The organism is Serratia sp. EWG9, from assembly GCF_019913725.1.
GTDB classification, from domain to species: domain Bacteria; phylum Pseudomonadota; class Gammaproteobacteria; order Enterobacterales; family Enterobacteriaceae; genus Serratia; species Serratia ureilytica.
The window spans coordinates 780,764-796,668 of sequence record NZ_JADNRO010000001.1; the positions used below are offsets into that span (position 1 = coordinate 780,764).

Sequence of the window (15,905 nt, forward strand, 5' to 3'; positions counted from 1 at the left end):
AACCGGGCGCAGGACTCTACTCTGCGTTAACGGGGTGTGATGTCCGCCCACAGGATGGCGCTGCCGGCCCTCAACGGCGCCACGTCGCCCCCCGCCGCCGATGCCGTCCACCAGACGCCCTCGCGCGCGCTCAGTTCGCCGCCCCCCGGCAGCGACCAGAGCCCGCTCAGCACATACAGCACCCCCGCCCGCCCCGGCGGCAAGGTTAGCGGCTCGGCGCTGCGTTGCACCTGCGCCGCTAGCCGGCCGCGGCGCGTCATGATGTTGAAATCCTGACTGGCGCCGCCCAGCAGCGTCGCTTCCAGCGCCACGTCGCCGGAAAAGGCGAACGGCTCCCCGATACGCGCCAACTGATGGTCGATATGCCCGGCGCTGAACAGCCGCACGCCGTCGCCTTCCAGCAGCGTGATCGAACGATCGATGCCCGCAAAGGCGGAAAACGGCCCGTCCTGTGCGATGGTGGCGATGCTGGCGCGCCAGTCGAAATCCGGCTCGCCCGGCGGCCAACTGACGATTTCACGGGTTTCCCCGCCGCCGTTGCGCCACGGGCTGACCGGCAACCCAGCGAAATTAAAACGGGTCAGGCTCATCACGCCTCCTGCTGAAAGGTTTTCAGCACCTGCAGGAAATCGGCGCTGCTCTGCTGCTGCAGCGCGTGCCGCCCCTGCTCGATCACCTGTCGGCCGCCGACGAACACGTCGCGAATTTGCTCTTTGCCGCCGGCGAACAGCCAGCGGTTGAGGATCGAGGCATCCGGCGCCGCCGACAAATACGGATCGTCGCCGTCCAGCACCAGCCAGTCGGCGCGATAGCCGCTCTGCAAGCGGCCGATCGGCGCGCCACACGCCTGCGCGCCGCCTTGCAGCGCCTGGTGATACAGCACATCGCCCACCGCCGGTTGCTGCGGTGTCGTCAGGCGATTGCGGCGCTGATCGCGCAGCCGCTGACCATATTCAAACCAGCGCAGCTCTTCCACCACGTTGAGCGAAACGTGGCTGTCGGAGCCGATGCCCCAACGCCCCTGCTGCTGCAGATAGACGTCGCCGGGGAAAATGCCGTCGCCGAGGTTGGCTTCGGTGGTCGGGCACAGGCCGGCCACCGCGCGACTGCGCGCCAGCGCTTCCAGCTCGTCGCGATCCAGATGGGTGGCGTGCACCAGGCACCAGCGCTGATCCACCGGCAGATGGTCATACAGCCAGGCCACCGGTCGCTGCCCGCTCCACGCCAGGCAGTCGTTCACCTCTTTTTGCTGCTCGGCGATATGAATATGCACCGGCAAGGTGCGATCCGACGCGGCCAAAATCTGTTGCATCTGACCAAGTTCCACCGCGCGCAGCGAATGGAAACACAGACCGTGATTCTGCAACGGGCGATCCGCCAGTTGGCGAGCAATCACCTGCTGCTGTTGCAGATAGCCTTCGGCATCCTGGATAAACCGTTTCTGCCCCGGCTGGGCCGGCTGGGCGCCAAAACCGGCGTAACTGTACAGCACCGGCAGCATCGTCATGCCGATGCCGGCCTGATGCGCGGCCGCGCTGAGGCGGCCGGTCATTTCACCGCGATCGGCGTAAGGCTTGCCGTCGGCGTCGTGATGCAGGTAGTGGAATTCGGCCACCTGGGTATATCCGCCCTTGAGCATTTCGATATACAGTTGACGGGCGACCACCTCCACCTGCTCCGGCGTCAGGCGCTGCACCAGCCGATACATCAGATCGCGCCAGGTCCAGAAGCTGTCCTGCGGGTTGCCCGCCACTTCCGCCAACCCGGCCATCGCGCGCTGAAAGGCGTGGGAGTGCAGGTTCGGCATGCCCGGCACCGCATCGCCGTGCAGCCGGGTGCAGCCTTGCGGTTCAGCGTTGGCGGTAACTTGAGTCAGATAACCTTGCGCATCGACGTCTAGCCGGACGTTATGCGCCCAGCCCTCAGGGAGCAAAGCGCGTGGGGCAAAATAAGCAGGCATGGCAGTATTCCACGGTTAATGTAACGGCGAATAAGGCGCGGCGATGGCGCGTCTTCAGGAATTTTTGGCGGTCGCCGGCAAGTTTCTGGCGCGACGGCCACTAGTTGTATATACATATACATACGCCGACATCAACAGTAAACTGGTGTTATTATTTTTTTATTTGACGAGGTTAACGTCGTGGCTGAACAACAGACCGTGTTACAACTGGCGGCTGCAATGAGCGATGCCCCCGCCCCGATCTACCAACGGGTCAAACAGGCGATCGTGAATCAAATCCGTGCGGGGCACTGGCAACCGCACCAGCGCGTGCCCTCCGAAAGTGAACTGGTGGCGGAACTGGGCGTCAGCCGCATGACCATCAACCGCGCGCTGCGCGAGCTGACCAGCGAAGGTTTTCTGATCCGCATGCAAGGCGTCGGCACCTTCGTCGCCGAAGCCAAGGCGCACACCGCGCTGCTGGAAGTGCACAACATCGCCGATGAGATCGCCGCGCGCGGTCATCGCCACAGCAGCAAAATCCTCGAGCTGAAGGCCCGCCCGGCCAGCGAGGAAGAGGCGGCGGCGCTCGGCATTCAGCCCGGCCAACGGCTGTTCTATTCGCAGATCGTGCATTACGAAAACGACGTGCCGGTGCAGGTGGAAGACCGCTGCGTCAATCCGCTGGTGGCGCCGGATTACCTGAAGCAGGATTTCGACCGCGTCACGCCCTACACCTATCTGACGCAGGCCGCGCCGCTGACCGCCGGCGAACACATCGTCGAAGCGGTGATCCCGACCCGGCGCGAACGCGAGCTGCTGCAGCTGGAGGACCACGAACCTGGCCTGCTGATCCACCGCCGCACCTGGTCCGGCAAAACCGTGGTGACCTCGGCCCGGCTGCTGTACCCCGGCAGCCGTTACCAGCTGTTCGGCCGCTTCACCAGCGAAGTCTGATCCCCGGCGGGCGCCCCTGCGCCCGCATCTCCGCGGTCGATCACATCCTGATAACAAAATCTCTCCCGCCTCTTGTGACATCCCGATGAATGCGTTAGGTTGTTTTTAATTGTATATACAACCATGTGGGAGCTGCGGCTCCGACGGAGGAAAGCAATGACGTCTGAGATTCACTGTGACAGCCTGTGGCACGGCGCCGATATAGTCACCATGCGCGACGGCAAATATCACACCCTGACCGACGGCGCGATCGCCGTACGCGACGGCAAGATCGTCTGGATTGGCGAACATGCGGCGTTGCCGCCCGGCCTGATCGCGGACGAAACGGTGAAATTCGACGGCGGCATCATCACCCCCGGCTTTGTTGACTGCCACACGCACCTGGTGTTCGGCGGCAACCGCAGCGGCGAATTCGAACAGCGGCTGAACGGCGTGAGCTATGCCGACATCGCCGCTCAGGGCGGCGGCATCATCTCCACCGTGAAAGCCACCCGCGAAGCCGACGAAGCGCTGCTGCTGGAACAGGCGCTGTTCCGCCTGCGTCCGCTGCTGGCGGAAGGCGTCACCTGCGTGGAAATCAAATCCGGCTACGGTCTCAGCCCGGAAAGCGAGCTGAAAATGCTGCGGGTGGCGCGCAAACTGGGCGAGCTGCTGCCGGTCGAGGTGAAAACCACCTGTCTGGCGGCCCATGCGCTGCCGCCGGAATACGCCAACCGCGCCGACGATTACATCAATCTGGTCTGCGATACCATCATCCCGCAGGCCGCCGCCGCCGGCCTGGCGGATGCGGTTGACGCCTTCTGCGAACATCTGGCGTTCTCACCGGCGCAGGTGGAGCGAGTCTTCGCCGCCGCCGAAGCCGCCGGTTTGCCGGTCAAACTGCACGCCGAACAGCTCTCCGCCCTCGGCGGCAGCACGCTGGCGGCGCGCCATCACGCGCTCTCCGCCGACCATCTCGAATACGCCACCGAGCAAGATGCCCGCGCCATGGGCGACGCCGGCACCGTGGCGGTGCTGCTGCCGGGCGCCTACTACCTGCTGCGTGAAACCCAATGCCCGCCGGTAGAGCTGTTCCGCAAACACAACGTGGCGATGGCGCTCGCCAGCGACGCCAATCCCGGCACGTCGCCGGCGCTGTCGCTGCGCCTGATGATCAACATGGCCTGCACGCTGTTCCGCCTGACGCCGGAAGAAGCGCTGGCGGGCGTCACGACCCACGCCGCCACAGCGTTGGGGTTGCAACACAGCCACGGCACGCTGGAAACCGGCAAGGTGGCGGACTTCGTTCACTGGCCGCTGTCGCGGCCGGCGGAACTGGCTTATTGGTTGGGCGGCCAGCTGCCCTGTACGGTGATTTTCCGAGGAGAAGTACGTCAATGACCATTCGCGATCCTTTTAGCTTCCAGACCGGCAGCCTGCCTCTGCTGATCAGCATCCCGCACGCCGGCACGCAACTGACGCCGGCGGTCGAGGCCGGGCTGACCGACGACGCCCGCCCGCTGCCCGATACCGACTGGCACATTCCGCAGCTGTACGACTTCGCCCGGGCGATGGGCGCCAGCGTGCTGGTCGGCAACTATTCGCGCTTCGTCATCGATCTGAACCGCCCGGCGGATGACAAACCGCTGTACACCACCGCCACCACCGGTCTGTATCCCGACGTGCTGTTCGACGGCCGCCCTAGCTTCCTGCCGGGCAAAGCGCCGACGGACACAGAACGCGCCGGCTATCTGCAGCAGATTTGGCAACCTTATCATCAGCAGCTGCAGAACGAGCTGGCGCGCCTCAAAGCGCGGCACGGCTATGCGTTGCTGTTCGACGCGCACTCCATCGCCTCGGTGATCCCGCGGCTGTTCGACGGCAAACTGCCGGATCTCAACCTCGGCACCAACGGCGGCGAAAGCTGCGCCCAGGCGCTGAGCGATCGGCTGGTCGCCTGCTGCGAGCAGCAACAGCAGTACACCCACGTGCTGAACGGCCGCTTCAAGGGCGGTTACATCACCCGCGCCTACGGTCAACCGCAGCAGCAACAGCATGCGATCCAGCTCGAGCTGGCGCAGGTCAACTACATGTCCGAACAGTATCCTTTCGCGTTCGAACCGCAGCGCGCCGCCTCGCTGCAGCGCCTGCTCAAGCAGATGGTTGAAAGCCTGTTGGACGGTGCCGCCAGGCTGAACTGATCCCCCTTTACAGGCGCCGCCGGGCGCCTGTTTTTCTCCTGCCTTTAACCGCAACGCCAGCAGAAATCTGCGCGCTATATCAAAGTTTCGCGTGATTCCCCGCTAACTGGTCCAAACAGCGCACAAAACAGCGGCCGACGAAAAACGCACTGCGCCACAATCAGCCCAAAAGCCCGTGTTCATCGTCAGCACCGGGCGGCCTGTGGCCAACTGGCCCGTTTCGAATATCTCTCTGGAGGCCCTATGTCTGTAACACCGTTAAACTGGCGCGCTGCCGGCGCCGTCGCCGAACAACTGCTGGCCGGCTGGCAACGGCGTGGCGAACCCGGCGGCGCCATCACCCTGTTTGACGCCGAACAACTCCGCGCCACCGCCTGCGCCGGCCTGGCCGATCTGGCGCAGAACACCCCCTTCACCGCCGACAGCGTGGTGCGCTACGCCTCAGTGACCAAGCATATCTTCGCCGCGCTGGCGCTGAACGCCACCGATCGCGCCGTTCGGCTGGAACAACGCCTGGGTGAACTGCTCCCCGCCCTGCAGCCTGCGCTGGCGGACGTCACCGTCGGCCAGGCGCTGGACATGACCGGCGGCCTGCCTGACGTGCGCGAGACGCTCGGCCTGCTCGGCATCTCGCTGCACGCCGTAAGCGAGGCGCAGCCGGTGATGCAGTTTGTCGAGGGGCTGGAAAGGTTGAACTATGAGGCCGGCAGCGAGATCGCCTACAGCAATACCGGCTATCGGCTGCTGGAGGCCGCGCTGCGCAGCAAAGGGTATGATTTCGACCAGTTGGTGCAACGGCATATCGCCCAGCCGCTGCAGGTGCAGATGCGAGCGCCGGAAAGCTGGTTCGACGTAGTGCCGGGGTTGGTGCCGGGTTACTGGCGGGCGCCGCAGGGCTGGCAACACGCCAGCGCCGGCCTGCACCTTTCCGCCTCCGGCAGCCTGACCGGCAGCCTCAACGCCCTCACCCGCTGGCTGCAAACGCTGTTGGCGGACCAAGGCCCCGGCCAGGGCGTGCTGGCGCAACTCAGCGCGCCGCGCCGCCTCAATCAGGGCCAACTCAGCGCCTATGGCCTGGGGCTGGCGCGCACGCCGCTGGGCCGCCGCAGCCTGCTGGGCCACGGCGGCTCCCATGCCGGTTACAAAACCTATTTCCTGCTGGCGCCCGACCGTCAGGCCGGCGTCGCGCTGGTGGCCAACCGCGAAGATTGCGACAGTTTCGGCATGGCCTTGCAGGTGATGGCGACGCTGCTGGGCGAACCGCTGCCGCAGCGCAGCGCGGCGATCCCCGACGGCCTCTACGCCACGCTGGCGGAGCCGCACTGGCTGGAAGTCAAAAACGGTAACCTGGCCTATCTGGGCAGCGATGAACCGCTGTATCAAGGAGAGGACGGGTACGCGGTGTCGCTATCCGCTCATATGCCCATCAGGCTGAAGTGGACCGGCGAAACGGTAGAGGGCGAGGTTGGACACGTGGCGCGCCGTTTCCTGCCGGTCACGGCCAACGGCGACTGCCTGAAGCATGTGCAGGGGCTGTGGTACCACCCGCACTATCGCACCGCCTTTGAAATTCGCGGCAATCGGGTGCATATCGGCGTCGGCCCGGCGGCGCAGACCGGCACGCTCAGCCCGCTGGGCCAGGGACGCATGCTGGTGGAGTGCCAGGACGGCCCGTGGTTGAAACGCTTTTGCCTCTATTTCCGCGGTTACAACGTGGATCTCATCGCCAACCGCAGCCGGATGCTGACCTTCCGCCGCAGCACCGTCGGCCGCGACTGACGATCAGCGCGCGCTGTCGGCTTTGACCGCCAGCAGCGCATCCGCCAGCCGCCGCTTGTCGGCGGCGCTGAGATTCACCTGTTCCACGGACGCCATAAACGCCGCCCGATCCGCCGCGTCAAGCGGGCCGGCGCGCAGCCGCGCCGCCAAACGCTGCAGTATCCGGCTGCTCAATTGCCCGATCTGCACCCGCACCTGCGCCAGCGGGCGCGGCTGCCAATCGCTTTCCGGGCTCGCCAACCAGTCGGCGCGATAGCGGTACTGAATCGCCTTGGCGGCGTTCATCTGCGCGGTGATAAAAGGCCGTACCGACGCCGGCTCCAGCCCCAAACGCCCCGCTTCCGCCTGCGCGTTGGCCAACACCTTCGCCTCCTGCGCCAGATCTTCGATCGGCAAATGCTGCTGCGCCTTGTAACCGGCCACGTCTTTCATCAACGACAGCCGTTGGTTCACCAGCTCGCCGATAGCGGCGCCGCCGTCCGCCAACGCCGGAAAACTGGTCAGGCAACACGCTATCAATAACGCCCTGAACATGGCGCCTCCCTTATGATGCAGTGAAAAGGTCAGGCGCCAAGTTCACCACGTCAGCCCCGCGCCGGCAAATAAAAAAGGCCCCGCCGCAGCGAGGCCCGATGAGATCCAACCGGCGTTAGTCGAACACGCCGTTGATGACGGAAGCCACAATCGCGGTGCTGAGCGCGACCAGCACCAGATCGTCGCCGGCAATGCGCCATTCATAACCCGGATACTGCGGCAGTTCACGCAGCATCGAAGACGGCACCATTTTTTTGGCGATGCCCGGCGGCAGCGGTTTGCCGCGCGCCAGATTCTTGGCGATGCCCGGCGGCAACGAGCGGTAGCCGGTCAGCCCGTAGGTGTGCGCCAGCGAACGGGCGCGGTCGCGCGAGAGGCTGACGGAAACCAGATTATCGTCGTTTCTATAGTCTCTATAGTCGCCTTTATCTTTGTTGCCGTGATTGCCGTGATTGCCGTGATTGCCGTTGTTGCCGTGGTTACCGTTGTTGCCGTGATTGCCGCTGTTGCCATGCCCGTTGCCGTTACCATTGCCGCCTTTGTCGGCCATGGCCGGGGCGGATGACAACCCCAGCGATGCAATCAGTGCCAACACCGTGAGAGTCGTACGACGTTTGTTCATGTTGTGTATTCCTGCGTGGGGGACTCTGTTTACTATAGTTGGCCTTTTCCGGGCAAAGTATAAGGAAAACTCCGAGATGACAGTGCGGTTTTACGGCATTCGCGCCACTCTCTTGTTTTAACGCAAAACGCCTCGAGAATTCCGAAATCTACCCCCGATTTTTCTTGAAGAAAAATAAGCCTTCCGCTAGCGTGGGACGGTAACAAAAAAGAGTTAGCGTGCTCTTTTTCGTCGCACCTCAAATCTTATTCTTATCATCCAGAATGATAATATCGAACACTTCCCGCCTTTCCGTGCGGGATTCTTTTTCCCACCGGCGTCGCCCCTATTTGGTGCTTTATGTTGAGATTTCGTTGCCGATAATTTACATTCGCTGTCTGAGAAACCTTAACCTCCCGCGGTGGCCAGGCTGGCAACGGGTGGGCGTTCAGGAGCAAAAGACGTGCAAATGACCCTCATGGAATACATCACTCGGCACTTTAACGGCGATCTTCATCGTTACGCGCAGTCGGAAGGCGTCAGCCGTGAACAAATCATTAGTTGGATAAATAATGAATGTCACGTGATCAAAGGCAGGCTGTTTATGCCGGTGAGGCATCTCCCGGTAGAACAAGCCCAGTGATGACGAAAAAAAACCCCGCCAGGCGGGGTTTTCTGTTTCTGATAACACGGAAAATCAGAAGTTATAGCCGACCACCAGGTAGTAACCCCAACCGGTAGACTTGATCGGGCCCTGCGGCGTGCCGATCTCCGCGCCATCCTGCCACTGGCCGCCGTTATGGAAGTAACGCGCCACGAAAGAATAATGCCAGTGATCGTAGTTCAGCGCCAAAATATGACTAGAGGCGATCGAGTTGCCGGTGCGCACCTGTTTGCCGGTGCCGTCAACCCAGTGGCTGTCCTTGCCCAGATCGGAACCGAAGTCGAAGTTGGTGAAGCCGATGTAGCTCAGATTGCCGCCCCACACCTGGGTCAGCGGCACAAAGTATTTCACCTTGAAGCGGTAACCGTCCCAGCTGTTCTCGTTGGCGGCCTGGTAGTTTTCCCACTGGTATTTGGCATAGATGTTCATCGACAGGCTCATCGGCAGGCCGGTGTCGATATCGGTACCCAGGCCCATGTACCAGGTGTTCTGACGGCCGTCGGCGTTGTGGCCCAGGTCATAGATGTAGTTGTTGGCGAAGTACCACTCTTTGAACGGACCGAAGCTCAGATCGGTGCCGGTCAGCTTGTCGATGGAGAAGCGCGGTTCAATCTCCATAAACAGCGGGGAGCCTTTGTCCCAGATGCCGCGGTCCGGGGTGTTGCCCACGCCGAAGAACTTTGGCACGTCAACGTAGCCGTAGAAATCGAACCAGTCTTTCTTGGCGAAGGCTTCGTATTCGAGATACACGTCGTTATTCAGTTGCGGCCCGAAACGGGTGTGGTAGCTGCCCACCACGTTAACGCTCTGGTGCCACCAGTCGGAGACATATTGACTGTCTTTGCTATCAGCCATTGATGATGCACTGTAAGACGCTGCGAGCAGTACACCTGCTGCGAGAGCTATTTTTTCATTTTATTACCACATGCTTAAAGGGCCATTTCCTGCCCGTTTAGAAAAGATGACAATGAGTCTGCCGACACCTGGCGTTGTCTTCACACAGAAACTCGGATGACGCGCGCATTATAGAAACCACTGACTGTAAGAATCTGTGATCCAGTTACGCATTTCGCGAATAGGTAATCGATTGCGTTCACATTTGTCAAATTATGTTTCATGCAAATTCACATTCGCTGTGATTTTTGTCATGTGTCGCGTTTTTTAGCGCAGTTTTTAAGCCAAATGACATCAGGGCGTCATCACGAGGTGGAAAAGAAAAAGCCGACGCGCGAGCGTCGGCCTTCGTCAGCATCAGGAGAAAGTGCGGAACGTGAAATCAGTTTACCGCCGGCACCGCTTTGGCGATGTTTTCCTGGCGGAACGCCACCTCTTCACCGTTTTTGACCTCCCAGCTGGCGACCGGAATATCGGTTTTGGGCGCCGCCGCGACGACCGAACCGTAAATCAGCTTGTCGTCGCGGCGCAAAATATAAACATCGAGCTGATATTCATGCCGCAAATTCGCCGTGGTCAGGCGCACGGTATCGCCGCGCTCATAATGATGCACGTCGATTTCAGGCTGCTGAATAAATTGAATGTCACTTCTCATTGTCGTCGTTCCTTCAGGCAACATGGCTAGTTAAATTCTAGTTCAACATTGCGGCGATGGCGGATAATTTCCGTTAATTTCCGCGAGTTGCCCGCCAACAGATCAGCGAACCCAGGGTAACCATCGCCACGCCCTGCCAGAAATTGACGGTCAGCGAGGTGTGCAGCACCAGCGCGGCGAACACCGCCGACAGCACCGGGGTAAAATAGGAGACGGTCGCCAGCAGCGTCATGTTGCCGTGCAGAATGCCGACGTTCCAGGCGGCATACCCCGCCCCCATCGCCACCCCGGCGCACAGCAGCGTCACGGTCACGCCGACGCTGAACTGCATGCCGCTTTCCGCGCTGAAGGCGTACTTCAGCCACAGCGCCAGCGCGGTCAGCGCGATAAACAGCACCACGCCGTTGCTGCCCTGGGCGATCTTCTTGGTCAGGTTGCAATACAGCGCCCAGATCACCGCGCCGCTGAACGCCAGCGTATAGCTGAGCGGATTGCTGCGCACGTTGGCCAGCATCTGCGCCGGTGACCAGCCGCCCTCGCCGCTCATGATCCAGCCGATGCCGAACAGCGACAGCAGCAGCCCCGGCAGCAGCCACCATTTCGCCTTTTGGCCGTTGAGCGCCAGCGCCATCAGCACGGTGAAACAGGGCCACAGGTAGTTGATCATGCCCACTTCTATCGCCTGCAGGCGGGTATTGGCGTAACCGAGCGACAGCGACAGGCAGATCTCGTAGCTGACAAACAGCAGGCTGCCGACGATCAGGTAAGGCCGCGGAAAGCTGCGCCATTTCGGCACACCGAGCGCCACCAGCAAGAACGCCGCGCTGACGCTGTAGATCATCGCCGCGCCGCCGACAGGCCCCAGCCCTTCGCTGACGCTTCTGATCAGGCCAACGACGCTGCTCCACAGCACGATGGCCAACAAACCGAACAGCGTGGCGCGGGTACGCGAGGGCAAAGCGGGCATAAGGCAGGTCCAATAGGTTATTTTTTATCAGGTTTTTCACTCTACTGCCGCACGCGCCAAAAAGAAAGGCGGGAAACTCCCGCCTGTGAATTTATTGCTGCGGTTGCCGCTCCAGCTGCGGCGGCGGTTGGCGAAAACGCCGGGTCAGCCAGGCCAAGTAGCCGAAGCCCAGCGTCGCCCAGATCAATCCCATGGTCAGCGAGCTCTTCTCCAGATTCAGCCACAGCACGCCCACCGTCAGCGCCCCCACCAACGGCAGGAACAGGAAGTTGAAACGATCCTTCCAGCTTTTGTTGCGCCCTTCGCGAATAAAGAAGTGGCTGATCACCGACAGGTTAACGAAGGTAAAGGCCACCAGCGCGCCAAAGTTGATCAGCGCCGTGGCGGTCACCAGATCGAACGACAGCGCCGACAACGCCACCAGCCCAACCATCAGCACGTTCAGCGCCGGCGTGCGCCATTTGGGATGGATATAGCCGAAGAATTTCTCCGGGAACACGTTGTCGCGCCCCATCACGTACAGCAAGCGCGACACGCTGGCGTGCGACGCCAGGCCGGAGGCCAGCGTATTGATAAATGTCACGCACAGGAAGATCGACTGGAACAGTTTGCCGCCGACGTACAGCGCAATCTCCGGCAGCGCGGCATCGGGCTGGTGAAAGCGTTGAATGGACGGGAAAAACAGCTGAATGAAGAACGACACGCTGATAAAGATCACCCCGCCGTACAGCGCGGTCAGGAAGATGGCGCGCGGGATCACCTTGGCGGCGTCGGGCGTCTCTTCACACAGCGTGGTGACTGCGTCAAAGCCGAGGAACGAGAAGCACAGGATAGTCGCGCCGGTAATGATCGGCAGCAAATGCGCATTCTCGCTGAGGAACGGCCGCAGGCTCCACACCGTGCCCATCCCCTCGCCGTTGTGCAGGCCGCGCACCACCAGATAGATGAACACCAAAATGATCGCCACCTGCGCCAGTACGAACAGGGTATTGAAATTGGCCACCAGATTGACGCTTTTCAGGTTGATGGCGGTGATCAGAATCACGAAACCCACCACCCACACCCAGGGCGGCACCTCCGGGAACAGCGCGGTCAGGTAGATCTTGGCCAGCAGCGTGTTGATCATCGGCAAGAACAGATAGTCCAGCAGCGACGACCATCCCACCAGGAAACCGACGTGCGGATTGATCGCCTTCTGCGCATAAGTGTAGGCGGACCCTGCGGTGGGAAACTGGCGCACCAGTTTGCCGTAGCTGATGGCGGTGAACAGCACGCCGGCCAGCGCCAGCAGGTAGGAGGTCGGCACATGGCCGTCGGTGAGGCCGGAGACGATGCCGAAGGTGTCAAACACCGTCATCGGCGTCAGATAGGCCAGGCCCATCATCACCACCTGCCACAGCTTGAGGGATTTGCGCAGCTGCGGTTTGCCCGCCTGGCCGCCGTCGATGGCTTTAGTCGTCATGGCATTTCCCCTTTTGGTCCTCTGCTGTCAACCGTGCAACGTCATTCAGAGAGGCCGCGGGGAAACTGCTGCTCAGGCGGCGGGAAAAACGGGTTGGGATCGCTGTCGGGCGGCCGGCGACCGGCCCGTCGGCACTGCGGCACAGGCAAACGTCTGCGCAGGGAGATGACTGAGTCATGGTTATTTCCTCGTCGGCGTCCTGTACGCGTGATAGAAGAAATGCAGTACCGCAACGCGCAGCCTCGCCGGCCACAGGAGAGCCGATGAAATGCGCCGGACGCGCGCGGTAGTCGCAGGGTGAGCGGGATCAGGCGTTTTTCAGCATCCACTCGATCTCGGTTTCGGTGATCAGGCGCTCGAACTGCACCAGCTCATCGGTTTTGCAGGCCAGATAGACGTGGCTGAAGCGTTCGCCCAACAATGCGTTGAGCACCGGCTGATGTTCGAACTCGTACAGCGCGTCGCTCTGGCGGATCGGGAACGGCAGCCCGTCCTGCTCCAGCCCGTTGCCGGTCACCGGCTCAGGCAGCGGCAATGCGGTTTCCAGGCCGTAGACGATGCCGGCCAGAATGGTCGCCATCACCAGATACGGGTTGGCGTCGGCGCCCGCCACGCGATACTCCACCCGGTGGTTATCGCGATCGCCGCAGGGAATGCGCAGCGCCACGGTGCGGTTGTTATGCCCCCAGGAGGCCTGGGTCGGCACATACATGCCGGGCTGGAAGCGGCGGTAGGCGTTGACGTTCGGCGCCAGCAGCGCCATCGAGGACGGCATCAGGGCGATCATGCCCGCCAGCGCCTGTTTCAGCAGCGCCGAATCTTCGCCGTCGTCATCGGCGAACACGTTGTCGCCTTGCGCATTCAGCATGCTGATGTGCACGTGCATGCCGCTGCCGGCGTGCTCTTCATACGGCTTGGCCATAAAGGTCGCCTGCATATTGTGGTTCTCGGCCACCATGCGCACCAAGCGCTTCAGCGCCAGCGCATGGTCGCAGGCCTGCAGCACATCATCGGTATGGTGCAGGTTGACCTCGAACTGCCCCGGCGACGCCTCCGCCACCGCGCCGTCCGCCGGAATGCCCTGCAAGCGCGCCAGTTCGTCGATCTCGCTCAGCACGTCGGCGAAATGATTCAGGTTATCGACGGAGTACACCTGGCTTTGGGTGTTGCGCTCCTGGGTCCCCGGTGCGCACGGCGGCTGCAGATACCCCTCCGCATCGCGTTGACGATCGATGAGATAGAACTCCAACTCTACCGCTACCACGGGGGAGAGCCCGCGCTGACGCAAACGCTGCCACACTCGGTTCAGCACATTGCGCGGTTCAACGTCAAAGGGAGTGCCATCTTCATCCAACATGGTGAGCAGCACCTGCGCGATATATTGCGGATCCGCCGCCGACGGCGTCAGCGTGCCCGGTACCGGCACGCACACGTGATCCGGCTCGCCCAGCTCCTGCCCCAACCCGGCTTCTTCCACCACGTTGCCGAGAATATCCATCGCAAATACCGACGCCGGGAAGTAACAGCCTTTCTCCAGCTTATTCAGACCGCCGACCGGGATGCGTTTGCCGCGGAAGCTGCCGTTCAGATCGGTCAACAGGACGTCGACATGTTGGGTTAACGGATAACGTTCCAGGTACTTCTTCACTTCGCGCTGGAACGCGCTACTTCGTCTCTCTTCACTGTGCTGAACAAAGTTTTCCACTTCTACGATGTTGGTCTGCATGGTTCACCCGCCGTTTGTGTTTTGCTGTCGTCGATGTTTATTGACCGTCTTGTTCAATATAATGCCCACAATTGAAACGTAGATGAAACAAATTTGTTTTGCAAGTGTTACTTTTGGTTTGAATATTGGCCAATCGACTGCTAGATTTATAGAATATTGAACGAAATCGGCGGTGGAGAAGCTTATCGTTCATAATTTCGAACGTACCAAGGGGATAGCATGGACAATATATTTAACAGACCAGTCATCGGCGTCGTCATGTGCAGGTATAGGTTAAACGGGCACCTTACGCAGACCTTGCAAGAAAAGTACCTGAATGCCGTTATCACCGCCGGCGGTTTACCGATCGCCCTGCCGCATGCGCTGGCGGAGCCTGAGATGCTGGCGGAACTGTTGCCGCGCCTCGACGGCATTCTGTTGCCCGGCAGCCCCAGTAATGTGCAGCCGCACCTTTATGGTGAAAACGGCGATGAGCCTGACGCCGATCCTGGCCGAGACGCGTTGAGCCTGGCGCTGATCCGCCAGGCATTCGACAGGCGCATTCCCCTTTTCGCCATTTGCCGCGGCATGCAGGAAATGGTGGTCGCCACTCAAGGCACCCTGCATCGCCGCTTGTACGAACTGCCCGAGCTGCTGGAGCATCGTGAAGATCACGACCTGCCGCTGGAACAGCAATACGCCCCCGCCCACGAGGTCATCGTTCAGGAAGGGGGGCTGCTTTCGCAACTGATACCGGATTGCAACAGATTCTGGGTGAACTCGCTGCACGGCCAGGGCGCCAAAACCCTGGGCGCGAGCGTTCGCATCGAGGCGCACGCCGCCGACGGGCTGGTGGAGGCGATCAGCGTACGCGATCAGCCTTTCGCGCTCGGCGTGCAGTGGCACCCGGAGTGGAACAGCGACGAGTACGCCCTGTCGCGCCTGTTGTTTGATGGTTTCATTACCGCCTGTCGGAACTATCAAAAGGAAAAACGCCCATGAGCGACGTCAGCTTGGCACCGGGAAAACGTCTGTCGCAGATCCGTCAACAATTGGGGTTGTCGCAGCGCCGGGTCGCCGAACTGTCTGGGTTAACCCACAGCGCCATCAGTACTATCGAGCAAGACAAGGTCAGCCCGGCCATCAGCACGCTGCAAAAGCTGCTGACGGTATACGGTCTGTCGCTGTCGGCGTTTTTCGCCGAACCGGAAAAACCGGCTGAGCCGCAGATCGTGATAGACAGCGACGACCTGATCGAGATCGGCAGCCAGGGCGTATCGATGAAGCTGATCCATAACGGCGATCCGAATCGCACGCTGGCAATGATGATCGAGACCTACGAACCGGGCACCACCACCGGCGAGCGCATCAAACACCAAGGGGAAGAGATCGGCACGCTGCTGGAAGGCGAAGTGGTGCTGCAGGTCAACGGCCAGAGCTATCACCTGCAGGCTGGGCAGAGCTACGCCATCAATACCGGCATTCCCCACAGTTTCAGCAACACGTCGGCGCGCATTTGCCGGATTATCAGCGCCCATACGCCGACGACATTCTGATCAACGGAGCCA

At 61.3% G+C, this 15,905-nt stretch carries 16 protein-coding genes; 7 read left to right on the forward strand and 9 right to left on the reverse strand.

The window, feature by feature from the left end:
* Positions 1-26: 26 nt before the first annotated feature.
* Together ITX55_RS03660 and ITX55_RS03665 are read right to left on the reverse strand one after the other, a co-directional pair.
* Positions 27-590, reverse strand: coding sequence for a HutD family protein (locus ITX55_RS03660; RefSeq protein ID WP_033652099.1), 564 nt, complete (start codon positions 588-590; stop codon positions 27-29).
* Complete coding sequence (locus tag ITX55_RS03665) at positions 590-1,960, reverse strand: formimidoylglutamate deiminase (RefSeq protein WP_108680575.1); 1,371 nt, start codon at positions 1,958-1,960, stop codon at positions 590-592. Before ITX55_RS03665 ends, ITX55_RS03660 begins: the two co-directional genes overlap by 1 nt.
* Positions 1,961-2,140: 180 nt before the next feature.
* Here ITX55_RS03665 and hutC point away from each other — a divergent pair, with 180 nt between their 5' ends.
* From hutC to ITX55_RS03685, 4 genes are all read left to right on the forward strand, one after another.
* The gene (gene hutC / locus ITX55_RS03670; RefSeq protein ID WP_033652097.1) at positions 2,141-2,896 is read left to right on the forward strand and encodes a histidine utilization repressor; all 756 of its coding nucleotides are present in this window, start codon (positions 2,141-2,143) and stop codon (positions 2,894-2,896) included.
* A 156-nt stretch (positions 2,897-3,052) separates the two neighbouring features.
* Positions 3,053-4,276: an imidazolonepropionase gene (gene hutI / locus ITX55_RS03675; protein ID WP_108680574.1), complete on the forward strand. Its 1,224-nt coding sequence runs from the start codon at positions 3,053-3,055 to the stop codon at positions 4,274-4,276.
* Positions 4,273-5,076, forward strand: a complete 804-nt coding sequence (hutG, locus tag ITX55_RS03680; protein ID WP_108680572.1) for an N-formylglutamate deformylase — start codon at positions 4,273-4,275, stop codon at positions 5,074-5,076. Before hutI ends, hutG begins: the two co-directional genes overlap by 4 nt.
* A 243-nt stretch (positions 5,077-5,319) precedes the next feature.
* On the forward strand, positions 5,320-6,855 hold the full coding sequence (locus ITX55_RS03685; RefSeq protein WP_108680570.1) for a serine hydrolase: 1,536 nt from the start codon (positions 5,320-5,322) through the stop codon (positions 6,853-6,855).
* A gap of 3 nt (positions 6,856-6,858) precedes the next feature.
* On the opposite strand, the gene ITX55_RS03690 is transcribed toward ITX55_RS03685, so the two are convergent.
* Positions 6,859-7,389: a chorismate mutase gene (locus ITX55_RS03690; protein WP_042784307.1), complete on the reverse strand. Its 531-nt coding sequence runs from the start codon at positions 7,387-7,389 to the stop codon at positions 6,859-6,861.
* 115 nt (positions 7,390-7,504) lie between these two features.
* Positions 7,505-8,011 (reverse strand): anti-virulence regulator CigR family protein, encoded by a 507-nt coding sequence (locus ITX55_RS03695; RefSeq protein ID WP_108680566.1) that lies wholly within the window; start codon positions 8,009-8,011, stop codon positions 7,505-7,507.
* A gap of 442 nt (positions 8,012-8,453) precedes the next feature.
* On the opposite strand from ITX55_RS03695, the gene ITX55_RS03700 reads away from it, so the two are divergent.
* Positions 8,454-8,633, forward strand: a complete 180-nt coding sequence (locus ITX55_RS03700; RefSeq protein WP_033642811.1) for a hypothetical protein — start codon at positions 8,454-8,456, stop codon at positions 8,631-8,633.
* A 54-nt stretch (positions 8,634-8,687) separates the two neighbouring features.
* Here ITX55_RS03700 and ITX55_RS03705 read toward each other — a convergent pair whose 3' ends face one another.
* The 5 genes from ITX55_RS03705 to ITX55_RS03725 form a co-directional block, all read right to left on the reverse strand.
* Positions 8,688-9,560, reverse strand: a complete 873-nt coding sequence (locus ITX55_RS03705) for a nucleoside-specific channel-forming protein Tsx (protein WP_223084863.1) — start codon at positions 9,558-9,560, stop codon at positions 8,688-8,690.
* Between the two features lie 370 nt (positions 9,561-9,930).
* A complete protein-coding gene (locus ITX55_RS03710) occupies positions 9,931-10,203 on the reverse strand; it encodes a hypothetical protein (RefSeq protein ID WP_004941292.1) in 273 nt (90 codons plus the stop codon).
* 73 nt (positions 10,204-10,276) lie between these two features.
* Positions 10,277-11,170, reverse strand: coding sequence for an aromatic amino acid DMT transporter YddG (gene yddG / locus ITX55_RS03715; protein ID WP_042784303.1), 894 nt, complete (start codon positions 11,168-11,170; stop codon positions 10,277-10,279).
* 91 nt (positions 11,171-11,261) lie between these two features.
* Positions 11,262-12,632, reverse strand: a complete 1,371-nt coding sequence (locus ITX55_RS03720; protein WP_033642803.1) for an APC family permease — start codon at positions 12,630-12,632, stop codon at positions 11,262-11,264.
* Positions 12,633-12,939: 307 nt separating this feature from the next.
* Entirely contained in the window at positions 12,940-14,358 is a 1,419-nt protein-coding gene (locus ITX55_RS03725) for a glutamine synthetase family protein (protein WP_015377637.1), read from the reverse strand.
* 219 nt (positions 14,359-14,577) lie between these two features.
* On the opposite strand from ITX55_RS03725, the gene puuD reads away from it, so the two are divergent.
* Complete coding sequence (gene puuD, locus ITX55_RS03730; protein WP_025302552.1) at positions 14,578-15,339, forward strand: gamma-glutamyl-gamma-aminobutyrate hydrolase; 762 nt, start codon at positions 14,578-14,580, stop codon at positions 15,337-15,339.
* Positions 15,336-15,893: an HTH-type transcriptional regulator PuuR gene (gene puuR / locus ITX55_RS03735; protein WP_033642801.1), complete on the forward strand. Its 558-nt coding sequence runs from the start codon at positions 15,336-15,338 to the stop codon at positions 15,891-15,893. The genes puuD and puuR overlap by 4 nt, the downstream gene beginning before the upstream one ends.
* The last annotated feature ends 12 nt before the right edge of the window (positions 15,894-15,905 follow it).